A 21,390-nucleotide genomic window follows, 5' to 3' on the forward strand; every position below is an offset into this window, starting at 1 on the left:
CAGACGAAAAACCGGGCCTTGCGCCCGGTTTTTCATTGCGCGGCCGGCACGGCGGAGGGCACCTCACGCCGCCGCATACGCCACGCAGCCAACACTGCCAGCGCGCACAGCGTGCCGAGAAAGATGAAGGTCTCATCGAAGGCGAGAATGCGTGCCTCTGGGTCGACCGCCGCGCTGTGAATGGTCTCGATGCCACGCGAGGCGAGCCGCCATTGCAGAAAGATGCCCGTGGCGGACACCCCAATCGCCCCACCCAACTGGCGCAGGAAATTGACAGCGCTGGAGCCTTGCGGAATCAGCGTGAAATCGACACCGCGCATGGCCCCCAGGCTCAGGGACGGCAGCACGAAACCCAGTCCAATGCGGCCGATGATGGCAATCGCGATCAGCAGCAGATAGCTCGTTGCACGCGTGTTGGTCGCCATCAAGAAGAACGACAACGCCAGTGCCGCCAACCCGAACGACACCAGCCGGAACGGCTCGATACGGTTGGTCAGGCGCCCGGCCAGCATGATGGTCACCGCCAGCACCAACCCAGCCGGCAGCAGCACCAGCCCCGCGCGTGACGGCGCATATGCCAGCGCCACCTGCATATACACCGGCACCAGATAGGTCGAGCCGTACAGCCCCGCCCCGTAGATGAACGCGACCACCGCCCCCATCGCAAATTGCCGATAGCTGAACAGCCGCAAATCCAGCAACGGTGACTCCACCCGCCGCTGCCAGAATACGAAGCCCGCCACGCACGCCGCCGCGACCACCATCAGCACCATGCCGTGCGCGGCATCCGCATGCAGCGCCACCAACCCATTGAGCAGCGACACCGTTGCCGCGCCAATCAGCAGCAGCCCGCGCCAATCCAGCGGTTTGGGCTCACCCGCCATGGACGAATTGAGCGCCATGAAACGTCGCGCCATCAGCCAGCCCACCAGCGTGAACGGCACCACCACGAAGAAGATCGAGCGCCAGCCGAACAGCTCCACTAGGAAGCCGCCCACGCTTGGGCCCACCGCAGGCGCCAGCACTACGCCAAAACCGAACAAACCAAACGCCTTGCCCTGCTCCCGCTCCGGAAACACACGCAGGATCAGGATGTTGGGCAGCGGCTGCATGATGCCGGCGGCAATGCCCTCCACCACTCGCATGGTGATCATCACCTCGTAGTTGGGTGACAGGCCGCCTGCCAGCCCTCCCACACCCAGCAACAACAACGCGCCGATGAACGTGCCCCGCAACCCGAAGCGCAGCAGCAGCCACGGCGTGAGCAGCATCGACAACGTCATCGCCACCATGAAGCTGGCCGACACCCACTGCGCGCGCTCCTGTCCGAGCACGAAATGCCGACTCAGATCGGGAATCGCCACATTGACGATGGTGGCCGAGATGACGGACGACACCGCGCCCACCATCAGCGTGAGCAGCACGAGCCATTTGAAGCGCTCGCCATAGCGAGCGCGCAGGGCTTCCAGGGTGGGCGTGAATGTCGTCATGGTCTCGTTCTAGTGATGTGAGACGACTTGAGGGCAAACCCGGCCCGGTGCGTCCTCCACGCATCGGGCGGGCAGAGAAACGATCAGCCGAGGCGGCCGGTGGCGGCAATCTCGCGGATGCGGCGCACGGTATCGATATCGCTCTCGCGATAGGCCGATTTGACGATCTCGGCGTAGCGCGTGTCACCGGTCTCATCTGCGCTGGGCAGCGTGGTGTCGTAGACGAAGCGGATGAACGCCGCGTTGTTGTCGTTCGTCTCGATCGTCATCGTGAGCGAGCCGCCGGCGTGCTCGCCCGTGGCGGCCGTCGTGTACGTCACGCGCTTGTGCGGTTCGAGGGTCACGCGGTCTTGAATGCGCGCCTTGCCGAACACCAGCTCGCGTTCGACCCAGCCATCGCCTTCCGCAGTGATGATGCATTCGTCCAGGCTTTCGACAAATTCGGTCTGTTCTCGCACGCGCAGCACCAGGCCTTGCCAGATTTGGTTCAGGGTCAGCGTGTCGATGAGGGGGTTCAGTGGATCATTGACTTCCACCAGATGTTCAAAGCGCAAAGCGGCCTCCGCAAGATTTCCCGACATTATCGCGCGGCACGGGCAACCCTGCGCCAAATGAAAAACGCCGGTGGGTTGCCCCAGCCGGCGTTTCCATTGCGACCCAAGTGTCGCTTAGATTTCTTCGTACAGCGGCAGCGTCAGGAATTCCGCAAAGTCTTCCGACGTCGACATCTGTTCGAAGATCACTGCTGCGCGGTCAAAGTGGCCCACCGCGCCCGTCTCCTTCACCTTGGCCAATTCTTGCGGGATCAGCCCGCGCACGAGTTCGGCCGTGACCTTCGTGCCGTCTTCCAGCTTGCCCTTGGGCGAGCGGATCCACTGCCACACTTGCGAGCGGGAGATTTCCGCAGTTGCGGCATCTTCCATCAGGTTGTGGATCGGCACGCAACCGTTGCCGGCCAGCCAGGCACCCAGGTAGTGGATACCAACGTTGATGTTCATGCGCAGGCCGGCTTCGGTGATCGGCGTTTCCGGCTGGAAATCCAGCAGGTCGGCGGCCTTCACTTCCACGTCCGGGCGTTGCTTCTCGAACTGGTTCAGCTTGTCGCCCAGCACGGCCACGAATTCCTTCATGGCTGGCTCGACCAGACCCGGGTGCGCCACCCAGCCGCCGTCATAGCCGTCGGTCGCATCGCGCTTCTTGTCGCCGATGATGCCGGCCATGGCGATGGCGTTCTTCTCCGGATCGTTCTTGATCGGGATCAGTGCGCTCATACCGCCGATGGCGGGCGCGCCGCGCTTGTGGCAGGTCTTGAGCAGCAGCAGCGCATAGGCGCGCATGAACGGCGAGGTCATCGTCACCTTGGCGCGGTCGGCCAGGCAGAAATTCTTGTCGACCTTGAACTTCTTGATGCACGAGAAGATGTAGTCCCAACGGCCGGCGTTCAGGCCAGCGCTGTGCTCACGCAGTTCATACAGGATTTCTTCCATCTCGAACGCGGCGAGGATGGTTTCGATCAGCACAGTGGCCTTGATCGTGCCTTGCGGCAGGCCGATCTCGTTCTGGGCCATCACGAAGATGTCGTTCCACAGGCGCGCTTCCAGATGGCTTTCCATCTTCGGCAGGTAGAAGAACGGGCCGGCGCCGCGGGCAATTTGCTCCTTGGCGTTGTGGAACAGGAAGAGCGCGAAGTCGAAGATGCCGCCCGACACGCGTTCACCGTCGATCAGCACGTGCTTTTCGTCCAGGTGCCAGCCGCGCGGACGCACTTGCAACGTGGCGATCTTGTCGTTGAGCTTGTAGGACTTGCCGTTGGATTCCAGCGTGAGCGTACGGCGCACGGCTGCCTTCAGGTTGACCTGACCCTGGATCTGGTTGTGCCAGTTGGGCGAGTTCGAATCCTCGAAGTCGGTCATGTAGCTGTCCGCGCCCGAGTTGAACGCGTTGATGACCATCTTGGCGTCGACCGGGCCGGTGATTTCCACGCGGCGGCAGTGCAGTGCCTGCGGGATCGGGGCAACCTTCCAGTCGCCTTCACGGATGGCCTTCGTTTCAGCCAGGAAATCCGGGCGCTCGCCGGCGTCCAGGCGCTTGGCGCGCTCGACACGGACAGCCAGCAGTTCTTTGCGACGCGGCGCGAAGGCACGGTGCAGCTTGGCGACCAGCGCCAGTGCTTCGGGGGTCAGAATGTCTTCGTAGGCCGGCAGGATCTCGGCCTTGATCTCCATGCCTTGGGGCAGCGTGAGCGCCATGGTTTTCTCCAGAGGATGATGTGAGGGTTGAACGGGTTCGGCCCTATGGCTGGGCCGATTCAATGCCATGCCTTACGTTTTACGTTGCTTGTGTTGCCTGCACGAACTGCAGCAGATCGCGCATGTCGTGGCCAGCCGCGGTGGGCGCCACGTCGAGCGCCTCGGGCGGATGCCCCAGGCGGTTGATCCAGAAGGTCGTGAAGCCATACCAGGTCGCTCCGCAGGCATCCCAGCCGTTGGACGACACAAAAAGAATCTGTTCCGCCGGTACACCGAAAGCCTGAGGTGCCAGCGCGTAAGCCTGCGGTGCGGTCTTGTACAGCTTGACAGCATCCACCGACAGCACGTGGTCGAACAGGCCTGACATACCCGCACTCTTGACGGCGATGTCCAACATCTGCGGATTGCCGTTGGAGAGAATGCCCAGCGGCAGCCCCATCTCACGCAGGCGGCGCAGTGCGGGCACGTTCTCGGGAAACGCCGACAGGCACGCGTATTCGCGCATCAGTGTGGCTTCGTCGTGCTCCGACAGGGGCAGCCCCAGCCGTGCCGCCGCGTAGCGCAGCGCATCGATGGTGATATCCCAGAACGGCTTGTAGTACTCGCCCGAGAGGCCGGCCAGTGAGCGGATACGCGTGTAGTCGATCTGCTTGTCGCGCCAGAGCACCGACAGTGCCTCGCCTTTGCCGGCAAAGAGTTGCTCGGCGCGCGCAGCCACGGAATACACGTCGAACAACGTGCCATAGGCATCAAAGACCACCGCGCGAATCGAACTCATGCAAAAGCTCCACGGACCTCGAAGGCCGCGCGCTCCGTTTGTTCTACTGCACAGAACGCCTCTCCGACCTTCGCAACGGTGGCCATTGTAGAAAAGGTGACGCACCGCACAAAGACGGCAATGGTCACTTGATCTTTAACTTTTACCATCTGAATGACGAGTGATAACCTTTATATTCGTCACAATCCCGCGCTTTCCGATACATTCCAAACCCTATGTCTCTGTGGGCTCAATTCTGGTCGATTGCACAACTCGTGCCGGTCGCAAAACTGACGCTATACGCCGGACTGGCATTGCTGGCCGGACTGGTGCTCGGCGTCATGGCGACATGGGGGCTGCATCGCGCCGGGTTGCTCCGCCGACGCACGCGCGTCGGGCGCTGGGCTGCACGCCTGTACTTCCTGTACCTGCCGATCGTCCTGGCGATCTGCGCAATGCAGGCCGCCCTGGCACTCTGTGTGGAACGCACGCTGGCGGAGCACCTACAGGCTGCCCGCCCCGTCATCCGGACATTGACGCAGCAAGCGCTCGGCACGATACAGACGCAACTGCAGACACTGCTGGATCAGCATCCGCAGCTCTCGACGGTTTCCATCGAGCATGTGGTAGACGTTACGGTTGCCCAGGCAGTGCAGGCCCCCGAGGCGGTCGGCAACGGCGCGCTACGACAACTGGCAGCAGCAGGTGCCGTACTCTTGGGCGCGCAGACGTTTCGCGAGACGATCAAGAATGTGCTGGTGGAGCGCCTGCACACGCTCGCGCACATCGACGAGCAAACCACGCGCATCGCGCTGCGCCAATCCTTGGCGACGCTGGCTGACGGCGAGTTCGTGACGAGCGTCCTGGCCCAGCGGATACATGCATTCTTTGTCGCAATCTATCGCGGGGTCGGGTTGCATTGCCTCTTCTGGCTGGCCCTAGCGGCACTAGAGATCGGTCTGGCGCAATGGCGCTTGCGCCGGACATCGACACCGGCGGGACTTCCCGCCTAACAGCGCTGGTATCAGCATGGATCATTTCAAGCAACTCGAAACCTTTGTCGCCGTGGCCACGCGCGGCAGCCTGTCTTCCGCAGCCGCCGCCGAAGGCGTGGCGCCTGCGATCATCGGCCGGCGTATCGACGCACTGGAAGAACGTCTGGGCGTGAAGCTGCTGGTACGCACCACGCGGCGCATCACCCTCACCTTTGAGGGTTCGGCGTTCCTGGAGGATTGCCAGCGCATCCTCAACGACCTGCACAACGCCGAGGCCAGCGTGTCTGCCGGCGGCGTGAAAGCCAGCGGACACCTGCGCGTGACGGCCCCGGCCGGTTTTGGCCGCCGCCACGTTGCGCCGATGGTGCCGGACTTCATCGAGGCACACCCGGACGTGTCGATGACGCTGGATCTGGGCGACCGCGTGGTCGACCTCGTCAACGAAGGGTTCGACTGCGCCATCCGCCTGGGTGACCTGCCCGACTCCAGCCTCGTGTCGATCCGCCTGTGGGAGAACCGTCGCGTGGTAGTAGCTGCGCCCACCTATCTGGAGCGCCATGGCGTTCCGACGCAGTTGGAGCAGCTCTCGGGTCACAACTGCCTGGCCTTCGGCGCCAGCGCCAACGTGCAGCGCGGCTGGGTCTTCCAGCAAGGCGGCAAGACCGTCACCGTCAAGGTGTCGGGCACGATGGAGTGCACCGACGGTGCCGTGCTGCGCGAATGGTGCGCGCAGGGCTACGGCCTGGCCTGGCGCTCGTGGTGGGAGGTCGGCCACGACATCGCCACCGGCAAGCTGGTGACGGTGCTCGATGCGTTCGAGGCGCCGCCGATCGGCATCCACGCGGTGTTTCCGCAACGCAAGCACCTGCCGCTGCGCGTGCGGCTGTTTATCGACTTCCTCAAGAACACGTACGGCAACCCGGCGTACTGGCGCCGGGCCGACGCCCTCATCGGGATGGACTAGCGATCACTCCGAATGTGTACTGCGATACGTGCAGCCTACAATCAAGACAGCACGTATCCCCACACATGAAGGAGGTCGCATGTTCCAGCACATCCTCATCCCCACCGATGGCTCCGAGTTGTCGCGCAAGGCGGTGGCAGGCGCGCTCGACTTTGCCAAAACGCTGGGCGCGCGCCTGACGGCCTACACCTGCCTAGAGGAATACCCCTACACGCCCTTTTCCGAGATCGTCGTGGAGACCCCCCAGGCCTTCAAGGAGCGTGTGGAAGCGCAGGCGCGCGTGGTGCTCAAAGACGTGGAAGAGGCCGCCCGCAGCGCCGGCATCCACTGCGACACCGACATGAGCTGCTTTGCCGTGCCCTACATGGGCATCATTGATGCGGCAGAACGTCACGGGTGTGACGTGATCTTCATGGCCTCGCACGGCCGGCGCGGGCTGGCGGGGCTGCTGCTCGGCAGCGAGACGCAAAAAGTGCTTACGCACACGGAGATTCCGGTGATCGTCTACCGCTGAAGCAGCACAACTCCGGCATCACATACAGTCGCCCACAGCCGCCCTCTTCGGGCGGCTTTTCTTTTGCCCTTGACACTTGGTCTGCCACTGCATACAACTTTGTACACAAAACTATATAACTTTGTGTACGCACTTGCGCACAATGACTGCACGGCAGAAAAAACGCAACTTCATGCCGGCAATACCAAAGGAGATGACTGCATGACCACGACCACCGCTTCAGCGGCCAACGCGGCGCATCCGCCCGACACGCACCCCAACGTCGTCATCAAGGCGAACTACGACCCCAAGCTCACCAACGAAGACCTCGCCCCGCTGCGCAAGCAAACCTGGGGCACCTACAACATCTTCGCGTTCTGGATGTCGGACGTGCACAGCGTGGGCGGCTACCTGACGGCAGCAAGCTTGTTTTCGCTGGGGCTGTCCAGCGTGCAGGTGTTGTTTGCCCTGATCGTGGGCATCTTGATCGTGCAGTACTTCTGCAACCTCGTCGCCAAACCTAGCCAGGCCACTGGCACACCGTATCCGGTGATCTGCCGGGCATCGTTCGGGGTGCTGGGCGCTAACATTCCGGCCATCATCCGCGGGCTGATTGCGGTGGCGTGGTACGGCATCCAGACGTATCTGGCCTCGCACGCCTTCCTGGTGCTGGCACTGAAGTTCATGCCAGAGCTCGCGCCGTATGCCGACGTGAAGCAGCATGGCTTTGCCGGCCTGTCCACGCTGGGCTGGGGCGGCTTCATGTTGCTGTGGGTGCTGCAAGCCTGCGTGTTCTGGCACGGCATGGAATCCATCCGCAAGTTCATCGACTGGGCCGGCCCGGCGGTGTATGCGGTGATGATCGCGCTGGCGGTATGGCTGGTGCACAAGGCAGGCTGGGAGAACATCAACTTCACGCTCTCCTTCCTCAAGTACGAAGGCTGGGATGCCGTGCCGGTCATGCTGGGCGGGATCGCGCTGGTGGTGTCGTACTTCTCGGGCCCGATGCTCAACTTCGGTGACTTCTCCCGCTACGGCAAGGATTTCGGCTCGGTCAAGCGCGGCAACTTCTGGGGCTTGCCGGTCAACTTCCTCGGCTTTGCGCTGCTGGTGGTCATCACCACCTCCGCCACGCTGCCCGTGTTTGGCCAGTTGATTTCCGATCCGGTGGAAGTCATCGCCCGCATCGACAATACGACAGCGGTGGTGATTGGCGCGCTGACGTTCATGATTGCCACCATCGGCATCAACATCGTCGCCAACTTCGTCTCGCCGGCGTTCGACTTCTCCAACGTGGCGCCGCAGCACATCAGCTGGCGCACGGGCGGCATGATCGCGGCAGTGGCATCGATCTTCATCACGCCCTGGAACCTCTACAACAACCCCGAGGTGATCCACTACACGATCGACGTGCTGGGCGCCTTCATCGGCCCGCTGTTCGGCATCCTGATTGCGGATTACTACTTCGTGCGCCGCCAGCAGGTACACGTGGATGACCTCTATTCGATGCGCCCCACGGGCCGCTACTGGTTCCGCAACGGCTACAACCCGGCCGCCGTCTGGACGATGATCCCCTCCGCGCTGATTCCGATGGCGTGCGTGGTGTTCGAGCGTCTGCAGTGGTTGGCCAACTACAGCTGGTTCATCGGCGTGGGCATCTCGCTGGTGCTCTACACCGTGTTGAGCCGCAGGCAAGGCACCCTCACCCCCTAATCCGAACCCATCCGCGCACGCAGAACATGGACATCCGCATCATCAACCCCAACACGACCGCCAGCATGACCGCGCTGATCGGCCGCTGCGCACAGGCGGCAGCCGCACCCAGCACACGCACCACGGCAGTCAGCCCGAAGATGGGCCCAGCTTCCATCGAGAGCCACTACGACGAGGCACTCTCGGTGCCCGGCATCCTGGAAGAAATCCGCCACGGCGAACGCGACGGCGCCGATGCCTACGTCATCGCCTGCTTTGGTGACCCAGGCCTCTACGCCGCACGCGAACTGGCGCATGGCCCCGTCATCGGCATTGCAGAAGCGGCCATGCACATGGCGAGCCTGATCGGCAACAGCTTCAGTGTGGTGACGACGCTGGAACGCACCGTCGGCATGGCCTGGCACCTGGCCGAGCGCTACGGCATGCGTCATGCCTGTCGCAACGTGCACGCCAGTGACCTGCCCGTGCTTGACCTGGAAAAGCCCGGCTCCAACGCACGCAACATCATCCTGCAAGCCTGCCACGACGCGCTGACGCAAGACCGCAGCGACTGCATCGTGCTCGGCTGCGCCGGCATGGCAGACCTATGCGAAGACTTGAGCGCCGAACTGGGCATACCTGTCATCGACGGCGTGGTGGCGGCTGTAAAGCTGGTGGAGGCGCTGGTCGGCATACGGCTTTCCACCAGCAAGCGTGGCGATTGGGCCCGCCCTCTGCCCAAGGCCTACACCGGCATGCTCGCACCGTTTGCACTGGCCTAGTGCAGCGCGGGGTGGCGCATTTGCTACCATGCACCATCCCGTTTTTTCTTCTGCACCGTCATCTGCCATGCCCGCATCCGAACGGGAAACCGCCGACAACCAGCCGGCTGCCGAACCGATCTACCAAGGCCTACTGACGGCCATCATGGAACACCGGCTTCCAGCCGGCACCAAGCTGGTCGAAGAGCGTCTGTGTGAAGCCACCGGCGCGGGCCGACCGCGCATCCGCCAAGTGCTGGCGCGGCTGGCGCATGAGCAGTTGGTGACCCTGGTGCCCAACAAAGGCGCCTTCGTCGCGCAGCCTTCCGTGGAGGAGGCGCGCGACGTTTTCCAGACTCGCCGTATCATCGAACCCGAACTGGCCGCCATGCTGGCACGTGCATGCAGCCGCGCACAGGCCGCACGCCTGCGTGACCACATTGCCGCTGAGCATGCCGCACGTGAGCGTGGAGATCGCGCAGCCACCATCCGCCTCTCCGGCGAGTACCACGTGCTCATCGCGGAGATGGCCGGCAACCACGTCCTGGAGCGGCTGATTCGCGAGACCGTCTCGCGCACCTGCCTGATCATCACGCTGTACGACCGCCCCGGCCTGCCCGCCTGTCCCGAGCACGAGCACGACACCCTCGCCAAAGCCATCACTGCCGGCGATGCCGCACGCGCGCACGACCTGATGCGCGAGCACCTCGAGCACATCGAGCATTCGCTCGACCTGCACACGACGCCCACGTCGGCGCTGGACCTCGAATCGATTTTCAAGCGCGCATAAAAAAACCGCGCTGTTGAGGGAGCGCGGTTTGAGAGGCCAGCGTGTGGTCAGCACGCGGGCCCAGGTGACTTGGATGCCGGATGCGTCGGCAACCTCAAGCAACCTTCTTGGCTTGCGCCGTTTCTTCGAAGAATTGTTCGTCTTCGGTCGACCCCTTCAGCGCCGTGGTCGACGCGTCGCGTTCGATCGTCTGCGTCACGGCGTCGAAGTAACCCGTGCCGACTTCGCGCTGGTGCTTCACTGCGGTGAAACCCTTTTCGGCAGCCTTGAACTCGGCCTCCTGCAGCTCGACAAAGGCGCTCATCTGGTTGCGGGCATAGCCGTAGGCCAGGTTGAACATCGAATAGTTCAGCGCGTGGAAGCCGGCCAGCGTGATGAACTGGAACTTGTAGCCCATCGCGCCGAGTTCCTTCTGGAAGCGGGCGATCGTGACGTCGTCCAGGTTCTTCTTCCAGTTGAACGACGGTGAGCAGTTGTAGGCCAGCATCTTGCCCGGGAACTTGGCGTGGATGGCTTGGGCAAACTTCTTGGCGTATTCCAGATCCGGCTTACCGGTTTCGCACCACACGAGGTCGGCGTACTCAGCGTAGGCCAGGCCGCGCGAGATGGCCTGCTGCAGGCCAGGTTTCGTACGGTAGAAGCCTTCCACGGTGCGCTCGCCGGTGCAGAACGGTTGGTCGTTCTCATCCACGTCGGTGGTCAGCAGGTCAGCGGCTTCCGCGTCGGTGCGAGCGATCAGCACGGTCGGCACACCCATCACGTCGGCAGCCAGACGCGCGGCCACCAGCTTGCTCACGGCTTCACGCGTCGGCACCAGCACCTTGCCGCCCATGTGGCCGCACTTCTTCACGGCAGCCAGTTGGTCTTCAAAATGCACGCCCGCAGCGCCCGCTTCGATCATGGCCTTCATCAATTCGAACGCATTCAGCACGCCGCCGAAGCCGGCTTCCGCATCCGCCACGATCGGGGCGAAGAAGTCGATGTCGTCCTTGCCTTCAGACCATTGGATCTGGTCAGCGCGCTGGAACGTGTTGTTGATCTTCTTGACGACCTTGGGCACCGAGTCCACTGAGTACAGCGACTGGTCCGGATACATTTCGCCGTTGCTGTTGGCGTCGCCGGCAACCTGCCAGCCCGACAGGTAGATCGCCTTCAGGCCAGCCTTGACCTGTTGCATGGCCTGGTTGCCCGTCAGGGCACCCAGTGCGTTGACGAAGGGCTCGTTGTTCATCAGCCCCCACAGCTTTTCGGCACCACGCTTGGCCAGCGTGTGCTCGATCTGCAGCGAGCCACGCAGGCGCACCACGTCTTCGGCGGTGTAACCACGCTTGATGCCCTTCCAACGCGGGTTGGTGTCCCATTCCTTCTGCAGTTGCTGCACTTCCTGTTCGCGGGTCATCACACTCTCCTGTCCGATCGCATCCATCAAATCAATGCTGAGGTCACTCACTCATCGCTTTGAGCCGCCGGCACTTTCTTGGGGTACCGTCGGGCAGCTCATGTCCTATGTCTTATATAAGAGTGTAGGGAAGCCCCGTGCACCGCAACAAGAAGAACCTCACCTCGAAAGTAAGTTTTTATCCTTTTGTTTTCAAATACTTGCGATCAATATTTCACAATACGGCAAGATTTTCCCCATCATGAAAGATGCAGATGGTGCCCTGCGATGCCAGATTTTTGCGGACCAAAAAGACTTTCCGCATTATGAAAAATCAGCACCCACAACCATCACATGGGCGTAAGGAATAAAAAAACGCCGCGGTTGCGGCGTTCTCCGTGGCTCGGGCGGATGAAATCAGCCGCGCGCCAGCCGATGCGCGACCCAATCCCCGCCCGTAATGACATGTCGCCCAGCAATGTGCGCGGGGCTGACCGGATAGACGATGCACTCGACAGGCTCGCTACCCAGCATCACGGCGTGGTTCTCGCGCAGGAAGAGCGCGTCGCCGCCGGGGTACACCTCTTCGATTTCGTCGAGCACCGGCACGAGCGCCGCGTCGATACGGTAGACATCACCGCGCACGGCCGTGCCGGTCGGATCCAGCACGAGGCCCGGATACGTGCCGAAGTCGTACAAGCGGCCGTGCAGCGTGGCCGTGCCCAGCAGTTCGGGCTCCGGAATGCCGCGCTTGACCGCCGCGACACGCAGGTCATTGGCCTCTCCTGCGCGCAACGTGCCATAGACGAACACGTGAATGGCATTGGCGTGGCTCATACGAGTTGATCCTGCGAAACCAGCACACCGTCTTCATCGGCATAGACCCACTCGCCGGACTGAATGTACGCACCGGGCATCTGCACGCCCACCTCGCGTTGGCCCGTGTTCTTCTTGATGCTCTTGCGCGGATGCACCGCCAGCGCATGAATGCCGACGTTGCACTCGATCAGCTCACGCGTGTCACGCACGCAGCCATTGACCAGAATGCCCTCCCAACCGTTCTCTTCGGCCAGCTTGCCGAGGTTGCCGCCCACCAGCGCGCAGCGCAGCGAGCCGCCGCCATCAATGACAAGCACACGCCCCGCGCCCTGCTCTTCCAGCGCGGCCCGCACCAGGCCGTTGTCTTCAAACACCTTGAGTGTGGAGGCCGGGCCGGCAAAGGCGGCACGCTTGCCAAAGCTGCGGAACACCGGCGTGAGCACGCGCAGGCTTCCGTAGACGAGCTTGTCTTCGTGCATGTCGCACAGGTCGGTCACTGGGGTCATCGTCATGGCAGTGTCGAAGGGGTGGGCGTTGGTAGAAGGAGATTAGCTGCGTGACTGCGCGCGCAATGAATCGATCGTTGCGCGTGGGCTGATGATATTCGGATCGGTCTGCACTTCGATGATCGTGGCAACCGGGGCAACCAGCGCGGCCTCCACTGCCGACTGGAAGCCCTCCAGCGAGCGCACCGTATGCCCCTCGGCGCCGTAAGCGCGGGCCAGCGCAGCGAAGTCCGGGTTGCGCAACTCGGTGCCGCTCACGTGCTCGGGATACTCGCGTTCCTGATGCATGCGGATGGTGCCGTACATGCCGTTGTTGACCACGATGAAGATCACCGGCGCGTTGTACTGCATGGCGGTCGCCAGCTCCTGGCCGTTCATCAGGAAGCAGCCGTCACCCGCCATGCAGATGACGGGCGTGTCGGGGCAGACGATCTTGGCAGCCACGGCAGCGGGTGCGCCGTAGCCCATCGCCCCGCTGGTCGGCGCGAGTTGCGTGCGCGAGCCGTAAGCCAGCCCACCGTATTGATAGAAGCGATGCAGCCACGTGGCGTAGTTGCCCGCGCCGTTGGTCAGGATGCTGTTGTGCGGCAGACGCTCACGCAGCCATTGCATGGCGCGGGCCATGTCGATGCCCTTGCCGTTGAACGGCGGCGGCGCGATGTTGGCGAGGTAGTCGGCATGGGTCGCTTCCGTCCAGGCAGACCAGCGCGGTGTCACATCAGGCGAAATACCGTCCAGTGCCTCGGCCATCGCGGGCATGGATGCGTGGATCATCAAGTCCGCCTGGTAGACGCGGCCCAGTTCTTCCGCACCGGCGTGTACGTGAATGAGCGTCTGCTTCGGGCGCGGCACGTCGAACAGCGTGTAGCCGGAGGTCGTCATCTCGCCCAGGCGCGGGCCAATGGCGAGCACCACGTCGGCCTCTTTCACGCGTGCGGCGAGCTTCGGGTTGATGGCGATACCGACATCGCCCGCGTAGTTCGGGTGGCGGTTATCGAACAGGTCTTGCCGGCGGAACACGCAGCCAGCGGGCAGGTTCCAGCGCTCGGCAAAAGCCTGCATGCGTGCGGCGGCTTGCGGCGTCCAGCCGGAGCCGCCCAGCAGCAACAGCGGGCGCTCCGCGTTCTGCAGCCGCGTCTTCAGTTGGGCGAGGTCATGCGGGCCGGGCCACGCCATCGCGCGCGGCATTGGCGGCACGTCGGCCACCGTGGCCACTTCAGTGAGCATGTCTTCCGGCAGCGCCAGAACAACCGGGCCGGGCCGGCCGGCAGTGGCGGTCTGGAATGCCCGGGCAATGTATTCGGGAATGCGCTCCACGCTATCGATCTGCGCCACCCACTTGGCCATCTGGCCGAACATGCGGCGGTAGTCGATCTCCTGAAACGCTTCGCGATCGGCGAAATCGCGGCCGACCTGGCCGATGAACAGGATCATCGGCGTGGAGTCCTGAAACGCGGTGTGCACGCCGATGCTGGCGTTGGTGGCACCGGGCCCGCGCGTGCAAAAAACGATGCCGGGGCGGCTGGTCAATTTGCCGTAGGCGTCGGCCATATTGGCGGCGCCGCCTTCCTGCCGACAGACGATGAAGCGTGCGCGGTCACGACGTTGGTAAAAGCCTTCGAGCACCGACAGGTAGCTCTCACCCGGCACGCCAAAGGCGATGTCGACACCGTGCTCAACCAACGCATCGACTAGGATCTGCCCGCCGTGGCGTGGCGTGGGGTTGGTACCTGCGGGGTGTACGACTGCGGTCTCCATGGCGGGTGGTCTCGCGCTTGACTCGTTGACGACACAACGGATCATAGCGGAAGGCCCGCACGCGTACACGCCCGAATCGGTCTACATCTGACGGAATAGATGCGCGTATTGCCGCGCCACCGGCAACGTCTCTGACCGCCCACGGATCTTCAGGCCCAACCGGCCCAGCGACGAGTGCACGGCGCTCGACACATGCGTCACGTTGACCACCGTGCCGCGGTGCACCTGCCAGAAGTGTTCAGGGTCAAGCTGCGAGAGCAACTCGCGCAGGCTCATGCGGATGAGCGATTCACCACTGCTAGCGACCACGTTGACGTACTTGTCTGTCGCTTCCAGATACAGCACGTCATCCACGGGGATGAAGCGCACCTCCTGGCCGACCAGCGCCTTGATGAAACGCAGATAGCCGCCCTGCGGCGTCACGCGCGTCTGCGCGGCGCCTTGCAGGCCGGCAAGACGCTCGACGAGCTCGGCCAGCGTCTGTGCCGGGTCTGCGGTGCCGTTGCTGCTGGGGCGCACGGTCAGACGATCCTTCAGGCGTTTGACCGTCTCGGCCAGCCGTTCGGTCTGCACCGGCTTGAGCACGTAGTCAACGGCGGCCTGCTCGAAGGCATCGAGCGCGAACTGGTCGTAGGCCGTGACGAACACCACCAGTGGGCGATCCTCCCGATCCGACAACTCACGCGCCACGTCGATGCCCGAGAGCCCCGGCATGCGGATGTCGAGAAAGACGACGTCCGGCCCCTGCCCGGCTTGCGCATCGTCAATCTCGTCGAGCACGGATTGCCCGTCATGCACGGCTGGCAGCAGCGTGGCCTCAGGCCAGAGTGCAGCCAGCTCAGCAACCAGGTTGTCGGCCAGCGCCGGTTCGTCGTCAGCAATCAGCAGGCGGGGGGAAGACGGCATCGGTCAGGTTCCGGCGGGCGCGCGCGAAGACAGCGCGGGGTTGGTAGCTGGGCGTGAGGATTGGGAGAAGCGGCAGCGCCATTCAGGTGCATCGGCCTGTGCAGGCGTCTCGGCGGTCTCACGTGCGAGCGGCAGCTCAACGATGATCGTCACGCCGTGCGGCGCGGTTTCGGTGATCGTCAGGCGCGCGTCGCCATCAAACAGGCGCGACAAGCGTTCGCGCACGTGGGTGAGGCCAAGCCCGGAGCCCTTGCCGCCATCGTTGCCGAAGCCGACACCGGTATCACGCACCTCGAGCACCAGGCGCTCGCCGTCGCGCCGGGCAGAGAGTGCGATCTCACCGCCCTCACGCGCTGGCTCGATTCCATGCACGACGGCGTTTTCCACCAGCGGCTGGATCAGCATGGGCGGGATGACGATGTTGGCAATGGCGTCATCAAGCGCCAGCGAGAACCGCAGCCGATTGCCGAAGCGCAGCGCCTGGATGTCGAGATACGCGCGCAGCAGCGCAAACTCCTGCGCCAGCGTGCATTGCTCGGCGCGGGCATGCGAGAGTGACGTGCGCAGAAAACCGATCAGATGCTGCAGCAAGCGCCGCGCGCCGGCCGGGTCACGTGTAATCAGTACATCCACATGGGCCAACACGTTGAACAGAAAGTGCGGCTCGATCTGCGCCTGCAGCGCCATCAGTTGCGCGCGCACGACCTGCTTCTCGGCCTCTTCACGCTCCAGTGCGTCCAGCGCGGCCTGGCGTTGCAGCGCGGCCAGCTTGCCACTTGACCAGTAGTAATACGATGCACCCAGCGACGCCAGCACCGTGATGATGAAGCTCATGCGCAGGCTGTCGGCGCGCCACGGCATGGAACTGCTGCTGTTCATGCAAAGGATCATGCGGGCAATCCATTGTCCGAACGGCACGCCGACCACCACCGCGCCCAGCACGATCCACGGAAATACCTTCTTGCTGGGCGGCCCATCCCCCCAGAACGTATGGCGTGGAATCGCGATCAGCGTGAACACCGACAGGCCGATCGCCTGGCTGAACACGAAGTTCTGCCAGAACGACTCCTCCGGCCGGATGCCGAATGCCAGCGCCGCCGCAATCGCCGTGTCCGCGACGATGATGACGGCGTAGCGGATCAGCCAGCGCCGCAGGAGGCGCAGGCAGTCGGCAAGCGAAGGGAACGACACATTGGCGAACATGCGGGCGATCTTACCGGAGGGTTCTCCGGCGTTGAAGCTTGGGGTTTCCCGCATCACTGGCGGCCGGATTGGGACTGTCCGGCCTGTGCCCGCAGACGCGCGAGTTCCTGGTCGACCATGCGCTGGTAGCCGTTGCCCCTGCTCCAGGCCAAGCTCAGGCCGTGCGCGGCCAGCCCCATCCCCCAGCCGAGCAACGGCCAGACAAACCAGAACTGCCCGCGCGACAGCGCAATCGCTGCCAGCACGGCGTTCACAGCCAGGAACGATAGCAGGTGGAGGCGGAACCCCATGCGTGCGCCGGCGCGGTGGCGCGCGCGGCGCAGCAGAGCATCGTCCGATTCAGTGGAGGTGTTGTAGGGGATGGCGGACATGGCAGTCTCAGGTGGAACCGAGGATGTCCGCAGTATAGGAATGGCGCCTGAGCAGGCGCCATTGGTGTGCGACGAATGGTGAGATTGGGGGGATGAACGGCTGCCATCCCGCCCCGCTGGCGTGGCGCCTACGCCGCCAGCACCTCCCGTACCCCCTGGGTGACCACCGTGGAAGCCACCGCCTCCGCCACCGTCTCGCGCGACAGATGCGGCGCAAACATCCCGATAAAGTCGTGCGCATAGCCACGCAGGTAGGCGCCGCGACGCACCGCCACACGCGTGGTGTTCGGCTCGAACAGGTGATCTGCCCCAATGCAGACGAGGTTGTCGTCCTTGCGCCCGTCGTACGCCATCGACGCGATGATGCCCACGCCCACGTCCAGCGCCACGTAGGTCTTGATCACGTCCGCATCCATGGCGGTCAGTACGATCTCGGGATGCAGGCCGGCGCCGGCAAACGCAGCATCGATGTTGCGGCGACCCGTGAAACCGGCGTCGTAGGTAATGAGCGGATACTGTGCCACGTCTTCCAGCGTGGGCAGCGGGTTCTTGGTCAGCGGATGGTCCGGGCTGACCACCAGCACGTGGCGCCAGCGATAGGCCTCGAACGAGGTCAGCCCCGGCTCATTGGCCACGGCCTCGGTGGCGATGCCGATATCGGCCTGGCCCGTCAGCAGCAGCTCAACGATGTGCGAAGGCGATGCCTCCTGCAACGCCAGCGTAACGTGCGGATACTCTTTGCGGAACGACTGCACCACCTTCGGCAACGCATAGCGCGCCTGCGTGTGCGTGGTCGCTACCGTCAGGCGGCCGGACTGTCGGCCGGAGAATTCCTCACCCGCCTGGCGCAGGTTCTCGGCTTCGAGCAGCAGGCGCTCAACGATGCGGACGATTTCACGGCCTGGCTCGGTCAGCCCGGTCAGGCGCTTGCCGTAGCGCTCGAAAATCTCCACGCCCAGCTCGTCCTCCAGTTCGCGGATCTGCCGCGACACGCCCGGCTGCGACGTGTACAGCGCGTTGGCCACTTCGGTCAGGTTGAACTGGCGGCGCACCGCCTCGCGGATGGAACGCAGTTGTTGGAAGTTCATGGCTCGTGTCCTCTCGTATTGGTTGTCATCCGAGCTGCGGAATTAAGCGGTGGCTTGCGCAACGGTGGGCCGCGCGTTCTGTGCAAACACGCGAATGGCGCGCGGGCGCACCACCAGCGTTTCGCCTTCACGGAAGCCCTCGGCGCGGAAACGCTCGATGGGCAGGGAGACTTCAATGATGTCGTCGGTGTCCTCGCGCTCCAGCTCCAGTTGCGCGATGGCGCCGAGCGTGAGCGCACGACGCAGCGTCACGGGAATGCCCTCGGCGCCGGGTGCATAGCGCTCCAGGTCGATCTCGTGCGGGCGCACGAACGCCACCGCCTGATCTGCACGCGACGAATCCACACCGCCCGACGGCACGGCAATGGACGAATCGCCCACGTGCAGCACGCTGCCGCCCTCGCCTTCTTCCAGGCGGCCGTGGAACAGATTCACGTTGCCGAGGAAGCCATAGACAAACGGTGTGGCCGGCGTGTTGTAGACCGCATCCGGGCTGCCGACCTGCTCGACTTGGCCGCGGTTCATCAGCACCACGTTGTCGGCCACTTCCAGCGCTTCTTCCTGGTCGTGCGTGACGAACAGGCTGGTGACATGCAGATCGTCGTGCAGGCGACGCAGCCAGCGGCGCAGCTCCTTGCGCACCTTGGCATCGAGCGCACCGAACGGCTCGTCGAGCAACAGCACACGCGGCTCCACCGCCAGCGCACGCGCCAGGGCAATCCGCTGACGCTGCCCACCCGACAGTTGCGGCGGATAGCGATCGGCCAGCCAGTCAAGCTGCACGAGTTCCAGCAGCTCCTTCACCTTGGCGCGGATCTGCGCTTCGCTCGGCCGCTGCGCACGCGGTTTCACACGCAGGCCAAAGGCCACGTTCTCGAACACCGTCATGTGCTTGAACAGCGCGTAGTGCTGGAAGACGAAGCCGACCTGGCGCTCGCGCACGTGCTGGTCCGATGCGTCTTCACCGTTCAGATGAATGCTTCCCGAATCCGCATGCTCCAGCCCCGCGATGATGCGCAGCAGCGTGGTCTTGCCGCAGCCCGACGGACCCAGCAGCGCGGTCAGCTCGCCCTGCTTGAAGTCGAGCGAGACATCGTTGAGGGCGTAAAAGCTGCCAAAGCGCTTGGTGATGTGTTGAACCTGGATGCTCATGCTGCGCTCCCTTCGAGCGGAGATTGCACGGAGATGTGCGAGTTCGAATTGGATGTCTGTTGCTGGGCTACGCGCTGCCCTGGGCCCTCGCCCACACCCGCGTCTGCGTCAGCCAGCTCACGGCGGCTGCGCCATTCGACCAGCGTCTTGAGCGCAAGCGTCACCAGTGCCAGCAGCGTCAGCAACGAGGCCACGGCAAATGCGGCCGCAAAGTTGTATTCGTTGTAGAGGATTTCGACATGCAGCGGCATGGTGTTGGTCAGCCCGCGGATGTGGCCCGACACCACCGACACCGCGCCAAACTCACCCATCGCCCGCGCATTGCACAAGATCACGCCGTACAGCAGGCCCCACTTGATGTTGGGCAGCGTCACGCGAAAGAAGGTTTGCCAACCCGATGCACCCAGCACGATGGCTGCCTCTTCCTCTTCGCTGCCTTGCGCCTGCATGAGCGGAATCAGCTCACGCGCGACAAACGGGAAGGTGACGAAGATGGTCGCCAGCACAATGCCCGGCACGGCAAAGATGACCTTGAAATCGTGGTCCGACAAATACGGTCCGAACCATCCCTGCGCACCGAACAGCAGCACGTAGATCAGGCCCGCAATGACCGGCGACACCGAGAACGGCAAGTCGATCAGCGTGAGCAGCAGGTTCTTGCCGCGAAACTCGAACTTGGCGATGGCCCACGCTGCTGCCACGCCAAACACCACGTTGAGCGGCACGGCAATCAGCGCGACGGTCAGCGTCAAGACAATCGCGGACAGTGCATCGGGCTCGATCAGCGCTTCGAGATAAACATCCACGCCCTTCTTGAACGCCTCGTAGAACACGCTCGCCAGCGGCACGAACAGGAACAGCGCGAGGAAGACAAACGACACGAGGATCAGCGTCGCACGCACCCAGGCGGATTCGGCGGTGGCACCCTTTCGTGCGGAAGGGCCAGCCGCCGGTGCCTGGCCGAGTTGACGGGAAACAGTACCGGCCATGTCAGGCTCCTGCCGCGCTGGTGGTCAAGGTTTCAGGGGCACGCTCGATGGTGTCATTGCGATTGCTGCGGCGGCGCGTCCAGGCCTGCAACAGGTTGATCACCAGCAGCAACGTGAACGAGATGCCGAGCATGACGACGGCAATGGCCGTGGCACCTGCGTAGTCGAACTGCTCGAGCTTGGAATAGATCATCAACGGCGTGATCTCGGAGATCATCGGCATGTTGCCGGCGATGAAGATGACCGAGCCGTACTCACCCGTGGCGCGCGCAAAGGCCAGTGCAAAGCCAGTCAGCAGCGCGGGCAGCAAGGTCGGCAAGATCACGCGGGTAAAGGTCTGCCAGCGCGTGGCACCCAGGCTGGCAGCAGCCTCTTCCAGCTCGGTCTCCAGATCTTCGAGCACCGGCTGCACCGTACGTACCACAAACGGCAGGCCGATGAACGTGAGCGCCACCACGATGCCCAGCGGCGTGAACGCAACCTTCAGGCCCAGTGGCTCCAGGCGCGAGCCGATCCAGCCATTCGGTGCATACAGCGCGGTGAGCGCAATGCCGGCCACGGCGGTGGGCAGCGCAAACGGCAGATCGACCAGTGCATCAATCAGCCGCTTGCCCGGAAAGCGATAGCGCACCAGCACCCACGCCAGGATCAGCCCGAATACCAGATTGACCACCGCCGCAATCAACGACGCGCCGAAGGTGAGCTTGTACGAGGCCACCACACGCGGCGCGGTGACCGTGGTCCAGAACGCGTCCCACGTCATGGTGAACGTCTTAAGGACAGTCGCCGACAGCGGGATCAGGACGATCAGCGCGAGGTACAGCAGCGAAAAGCCCAGCGCCAGCCCGAAGCCGGGGAGCACATTGGCGGGCTTATTGGCCAGCTTAGGCCGCTTGGAGAGGGACAACGCAGAAGACAGGCTCATCAGCGCAACCGATAAAAATGGCCGCAGAGTCGAAAACACTACGGCCGATATGCAGATGAACCAATTGTGGCGAACTGTTCTTATGACGAAAACGAATATTTGCG

Annotated in this window: 21 protein-coding genes; 6 read left to right on the forward strand and 15 right to left on the reverse strand. The window is 63.5% G+C overall.

Annotated elements, in window-relative coordinates; translation table 11 throughout:
• Positions 1 to 32: 32 nt before the first annotated feature.
• The 4 genes from PI87_RS01460 to PI87_RS01475 all read right to left on the reverse strand — a co-directional run bounded on the left by PI87_RS01460 (position 33) and on the right by PI87_RS01475 (position 4,517).
• A complete protein-coding gene (locus PI87_RS01460; protein WP_039595905.1) occupies positions 33 to 1,490 on the reverse strand; it encodes a DHA2 family efflux MFS transporter permease subunit in 1,458 nt (485 codons plus the stop codon).
• A gap of 83 nt (positions 1,491 to 1,573) precedes the next feature.
• Positions 1,574 to 2,044, reverse strand: a complete 471-nt coding sequence (locus PI87_RS01465; RefSeq protein ID WP_039595906.1) for an SRPBCC family protein — start codon at positions 2,042 to 2,044, stop codon at positions 1,574 to 1,576.
• A 114-nt stretch (positions 2,045 to 2,158) separates the two neighbouring features.
• Positions 2,159 to 3,739: a malate synthase A gene (gene aceB, locus PI87_RS01470; protein ID WP_039595907.1), complete on the reverse strand. Its 1,581-nt coding sequence runs from the start codon at positions 3,737 to 3,739 to the stop codon at positions 2,159 to 2,161.
• Between the two features lie 79 nt (positions 3,740 to 3,818).
• Positions 3,819 to 4,517: a haloacid dehalogenase type II gene (locus PI87_RS01475; RefSeq protein ID WP_039595908.1), complete on the reverse strand. Its 699-nt coding sequence runs from the start codon at positions 4,515 to 4,517 to the stop codon at positions 3,819 to 3,821.
• A gap of 215 nt (positions 4,518 to 4,732) precedes the next feature.
• Between PI87_RS01475 and PI87_RS01480 the strand changes: the two genes are divergently transcribed.
• The 6 genes from PI87_RS01480 (at position 4,733) to PI87_RS01505 (ending at position 10,191) form a co-directional block, all read left to right on the forward strand.
• Positions 4,733 to 5,509 (forward strand): hypothetical protein, encoded by a 777-nt coding sequence (locus tag PI87_RS01480; protein WP_039595909.1) that lies wholly within the window; start codon positions 4,733 to 4,735, stop codon positions 5,507 to 5,509.
• Positions 5,510 to 5,525: 16 nt separating this feature from the next.
• Positions 5,526 to 6,455 (forward strand): LysR family transcriptional regulator, encoded by a 930-nt coding sequence (locus PI87_RS01485; RefSeq protein WP_039595910.1) that lies wholly within the window; start codon positions 5,526 to 5,528, stop codon positions 6,453 to 6,455.
• A gap of 79 nt (positions 6,456 to 6,534) precedes the next feature.
• Positions 6,535 to 6,969 (forward strand): universal stress protein, encoded by a 435-nt coding sequence (locus PI87_RS01490; RefSeq protein ID WP_039595911.1) that lies wholly within the window; start codon positions 6,535 to 6,537, stop codon positions 6,967 to 6,969.
• A gap of 201 nt (positions 6,970 to 7,170) precedes the next feature.
• The gene (locus PI87_RS01495) at positions 7,171 to 8,661 is read left to right on the forward strand and encodes an NCS1 family nucleobase:cation symporter-1 (RefSeq protein WP_039595912.1); all 1,491 of its coding nucleotides are present in this window, start codon (positions 7,171 to 7,173) and stop codon (positions 8,659 to 8,661) included.
• A 26-nt stretch (positions 8,662 to 8,687) separates the two neighbouring features.
• On the forward strand, positions 8,688 to 9,422 hold the full coding sequence (locus tag PI87_RS01500) for an aspartate/glutamate racemase family protein (RefSeq protein ID WP_039595913.1): 735 nt from the start codon (positions 8,688 to 8,690) through the stop codon (positions 9,420 to 9,422).
• Positions 9,423 to 9,489: 67 nt separating this feature from the next.
• A complete protein-coding gene (locus PI87_RS01505; RefSeq protein WP_039595914.1) occupies positions 9,490 to 10,191 on the forward strand; it encodes a GntR family transcriptional regulator in 702 nt (233 codons plus the stop codon).
• A 94-nt stretch (positions 10,192 to 10,285) separates the two neighbouring features.
• On the opposite strand, the gene aceA is transcribed toward PI87_RS01505, so the two are convergent.
• From aceA to cysT, 11 genes are all read right to left on the reverse strand, one after another.
• Positions 10,286 to 11,590, reverse strand: a complete 1,305-nt coding sequence (gene aceA / locus PI87_RS01510) for an isocitrate lyase (protein ID WP_039595915.1) — start codon at positions 11,588 to 11,590, stop codon at positions 10,286 to 10,288.
• A gap of 396 nt (positions 11,591 to 11,986) precedes the next feature.
• Positions 11,987 to 12,406: a gamma-glutamylcyclotransferase family protein gene (locus tag PI87_RS01515; RefSeq protein WP_039595916.1), complete on the reverse strand. Its 420-nt coding sequence runs from the start codon at positions 12,404 to 12,406 to the stop codon at positions 11,987 to 11,989.
• Positions 12,403 to 12,900, reverse strand: a complete 498-nt coding sequence (gene rraA, locus PI87_RS01520; RefSeq protein WP_039595917.1) for a ribonuclease E activity regulator RraA — start codon at positions 12,898 to 12,900, stop codon at positions 12,403 to 12,405. The genes PI87_RS01515 and rraA overlap by 4 nt, the downstream gene beginning before the upstream one ends.
• A 36-nt stretch (positions 12,901 to 12,936) precedes the next feature.
• Entirely contained in the window at positions 12,937 to 14,652 is a 1,716-nt protein-coding gene (locus PI87_RS01525; protein WP_039595918.1) for a thiamine pyrophosphate-binding protein, read from the reverse strand.
• 81 nt (positions 14,653 to 14,733) lie between these two features.
• Positions 14,734 to 15,558 carry a LytR/AlgR family response regulator transcription factor gene (locus tag PI87_RS01530; protein ID WP_039595919.1) on the reverse strand — a complete coding sequence of 275 codons (825 nt, stop codon included), beginning with the start codon at positions 15,556 to 15,558 and terminating at the stop codon, positions 14,734 to 14,736.
• 3 nt (positions 15,559 to 15,561) lie between these two features.
• The gene (locus tag PI87_RS01535; protein WP_039595920.1) at positions 15,562 to 16,815 is read right to left on the reverse strand and encodes a sensor histidine kinase; all 1,254 of its coding nucleotides are present in this window, start codon (positions 16,813 to 16,815) and stop codon (positions 15,562 to 15,564) included.
• On the reverse strand, positions 16,815 to 17,132 hold the full coding sequence (locus tag PI87_RS01540) for a 2TM domain-containing protein (protein WP_039595921.1): 318 nt from the start codon (positions 17,130 to 17,132) through the stop codon (positions 16,815 to 16,817). The genes PI87_RS01535 and PI87_RS01540 overlap by 1 nt, the downstream gene beginning before the upstream one ends.
• A gap of 128 nt (positions 17,133 to 17,260) precedes the next feature.
• Positions 17,261 to 18,220 carry a CysB family HTH-type transcriptional regulator gene (locus PI87_RS01545; RefSeq protein ID WP_039595922.1) on the reverse strand — a complete coding sequence of 320 codons (960 nt, stop codon included), beginning with the start codon at positions 18,218 to 18,220 and terminating at the stop codon, positions 17,261 to 17,263.
• Positions 18,221 to 18,262: 42 nt separating this feature from the next.
• Complete coding sequence (locus tag PI87_RS01550) at positions 18,263 to 19,372, reverse strand: sulfate/molybdate ABC transporter ATP-binding protein (protein WP_039595923.1); 1,110 nt, start codon at positions 19,370 to 19,372, stop codon at positions 18,263 to 18,265.
• Complete coding sequence (gene cysW, locus PI87_RS01555) at positions 19,369 to 20,361, reverse strand: sulfate ABC transporter permease subunit CysW (protein ID WP_039595924.1); 993 nt, start codon at positions 20,359 to 20,361, stop codon at positions 19,369 to 19,371. Before cysW ends, PI87_RS01550 begins: the two co-directional genes overlap by 4 nt.
• Position 20,362: 1 nt before the next feature.
• Complete coding sequence (gene cysT / locus PI87_RS01560; protein WP_039595925.1) at positions 20,363 to 21,286, reverse strand: sulfate ABC transporter permease subunit CysT; 924 nt, start codon at positions 21,284 to 21,286, stop codon at positions 20,363 to 20,365.
• Between the last annotated feature and the right edge of the window lie 104 nt (positions 21,287 to 21,390).

The organism is Ralstonia sp. A12 (genome assembly GCF_000801955.1).
GTDB lineage: Bacteria > Pseudomonadota > Gammaproteobacteria > Burkholderiales > Burkholderiaceae > Ralstonia.

Coding starts and splice junctions, on each gene's coding strand:
- PI87_RS01460 (WP_039595905.1), bottom strand. CDS start 1,490: ATGACGACATTCACGCCCACCCTGGAAGCCCTGCGCGCTCGCTATGGC.
- aceB (WP_039595907.1), bottom strand. CDS start 3,739: ATGGCGCTCACGCTGCCCCAAGGCATGGAGATCAAGGCCGAGATCCTG.
- PI87_RS01475 (WP_039595908.1), bottom strand. CDS start 4,517: ATGAGTTCGATTCGCGCGGTGGTCTTTGATGCCTATGGCACGTTGTTC.
- PI87_RS01480 (WP_039595909.1), top strand. CDS start 4,733: ATGTCTCTGTGGGCTCAATTCTGGTCGATTGCACAACTCGTGCCGGTC.
- PI87_RS01485 (WP_039595910.1), top strand. CDS start 5,526: ATGGATCATTTCAAGCAACTCGAAACCTTTGTCGCCGTGGCCACGCGC.
- PI87_RS01490 (WP_039595911.1), top strand. CDS start 6,535: ATGTTCCAGCACATCCTCATCCCCACCGATGGCTCCGAGTTGTCGCGC.
- PI87_RS01495 (WP_039595912.1), top strand. CDS start 7,171: ATGACCACGACCACCGCTTCAGCGGCCAACGCGGCGCATCCGCCCGAC.
- PI87_RS01500 (WP_039595913.1), top strand. CDS start 8,688: ATGGACATCCGCATCATCAACCCCAACACGACCGCCAGCATGACCGCG.
- PI87_RS01505 (WP_039595914.1), top strand. CDS start 9,490: ATGCCCGCATCCGAACGGGAAACCGCCGACAACCAGCCGGCTGCCGAA.
- aceA (WP_039595915.1), bottom strand. CDS start 11,590: ATGACCCGCGAACAGGAAGTGCAGCAACTGCAGAAGGAATGGGACACC.
- PI87_RS01515 (WP_039595916.1), bottom strand. CDS start 12,406: ATGAGCCACGCCAATGCCATTCACGTGTTCGTCTATGGCACGTTGCGC.
- rraA (WP_039595917.1), bottom strand. CDS start 12,900: ATGACGATGACCCCAGTGACCGACCTGTGCGACATGCACGAAGACAAG.
- PI87_RS01525 (WP_039595918.1), bottom strand. CDS start 14,652: ATGGAGACCGCAGTCGTACACCCCGCAGGTACCAACCCCACGCCACGC.
- PI87_RS01530 (WP_039595919.1), bottom strand. CDS start 15,558: ATGCCGTCTTCCCCCCGCCTGCTGATTGCTGACGACGAACCGGCGCTG.
- PI87_RS01535 (WP_039595920.1), bottom strand. CDS start 16,815: ATGCGGGAAACCCCAAGCTTCAACGCCGGAGAACCCTCCGGTAAGATC.
- PI87_RS01540 (WP_039595921.1), bottom strand. CDS start 17,132: ATGTCCGCCATCCCCTACAACACCTCCACTGAATCGGACGATGCTCTG.
- PI87_RS01545 (WP_039595922.1), bottom strand. CDS start 18,220: ATGAACTTCCAACAACTGCGTTCCATCCGCGAGGCGGTGCGCCGCCAG.
- PI87_RS01550 (WP_039595923.1), bottom strand. CDS start 19,372: ATGAGCATCCAGGTTCAACACATCACCAAGCGCTTTGGCAGCTTTTAC.
- cysW (WP_039595924.1), bottom strand. CDS start 20,361: ATGGCCGGTACTGTTTCCCGTCAACTCGGCCAGGCACCGGCGGCTGGC.
- cysT (WP_039595925.1), bottom strand. CDS start 21,286: ATGAGCCTGTCTTCTGCGTTGTCCCTCTCCAAGCGGCCTAAGCTGGCC.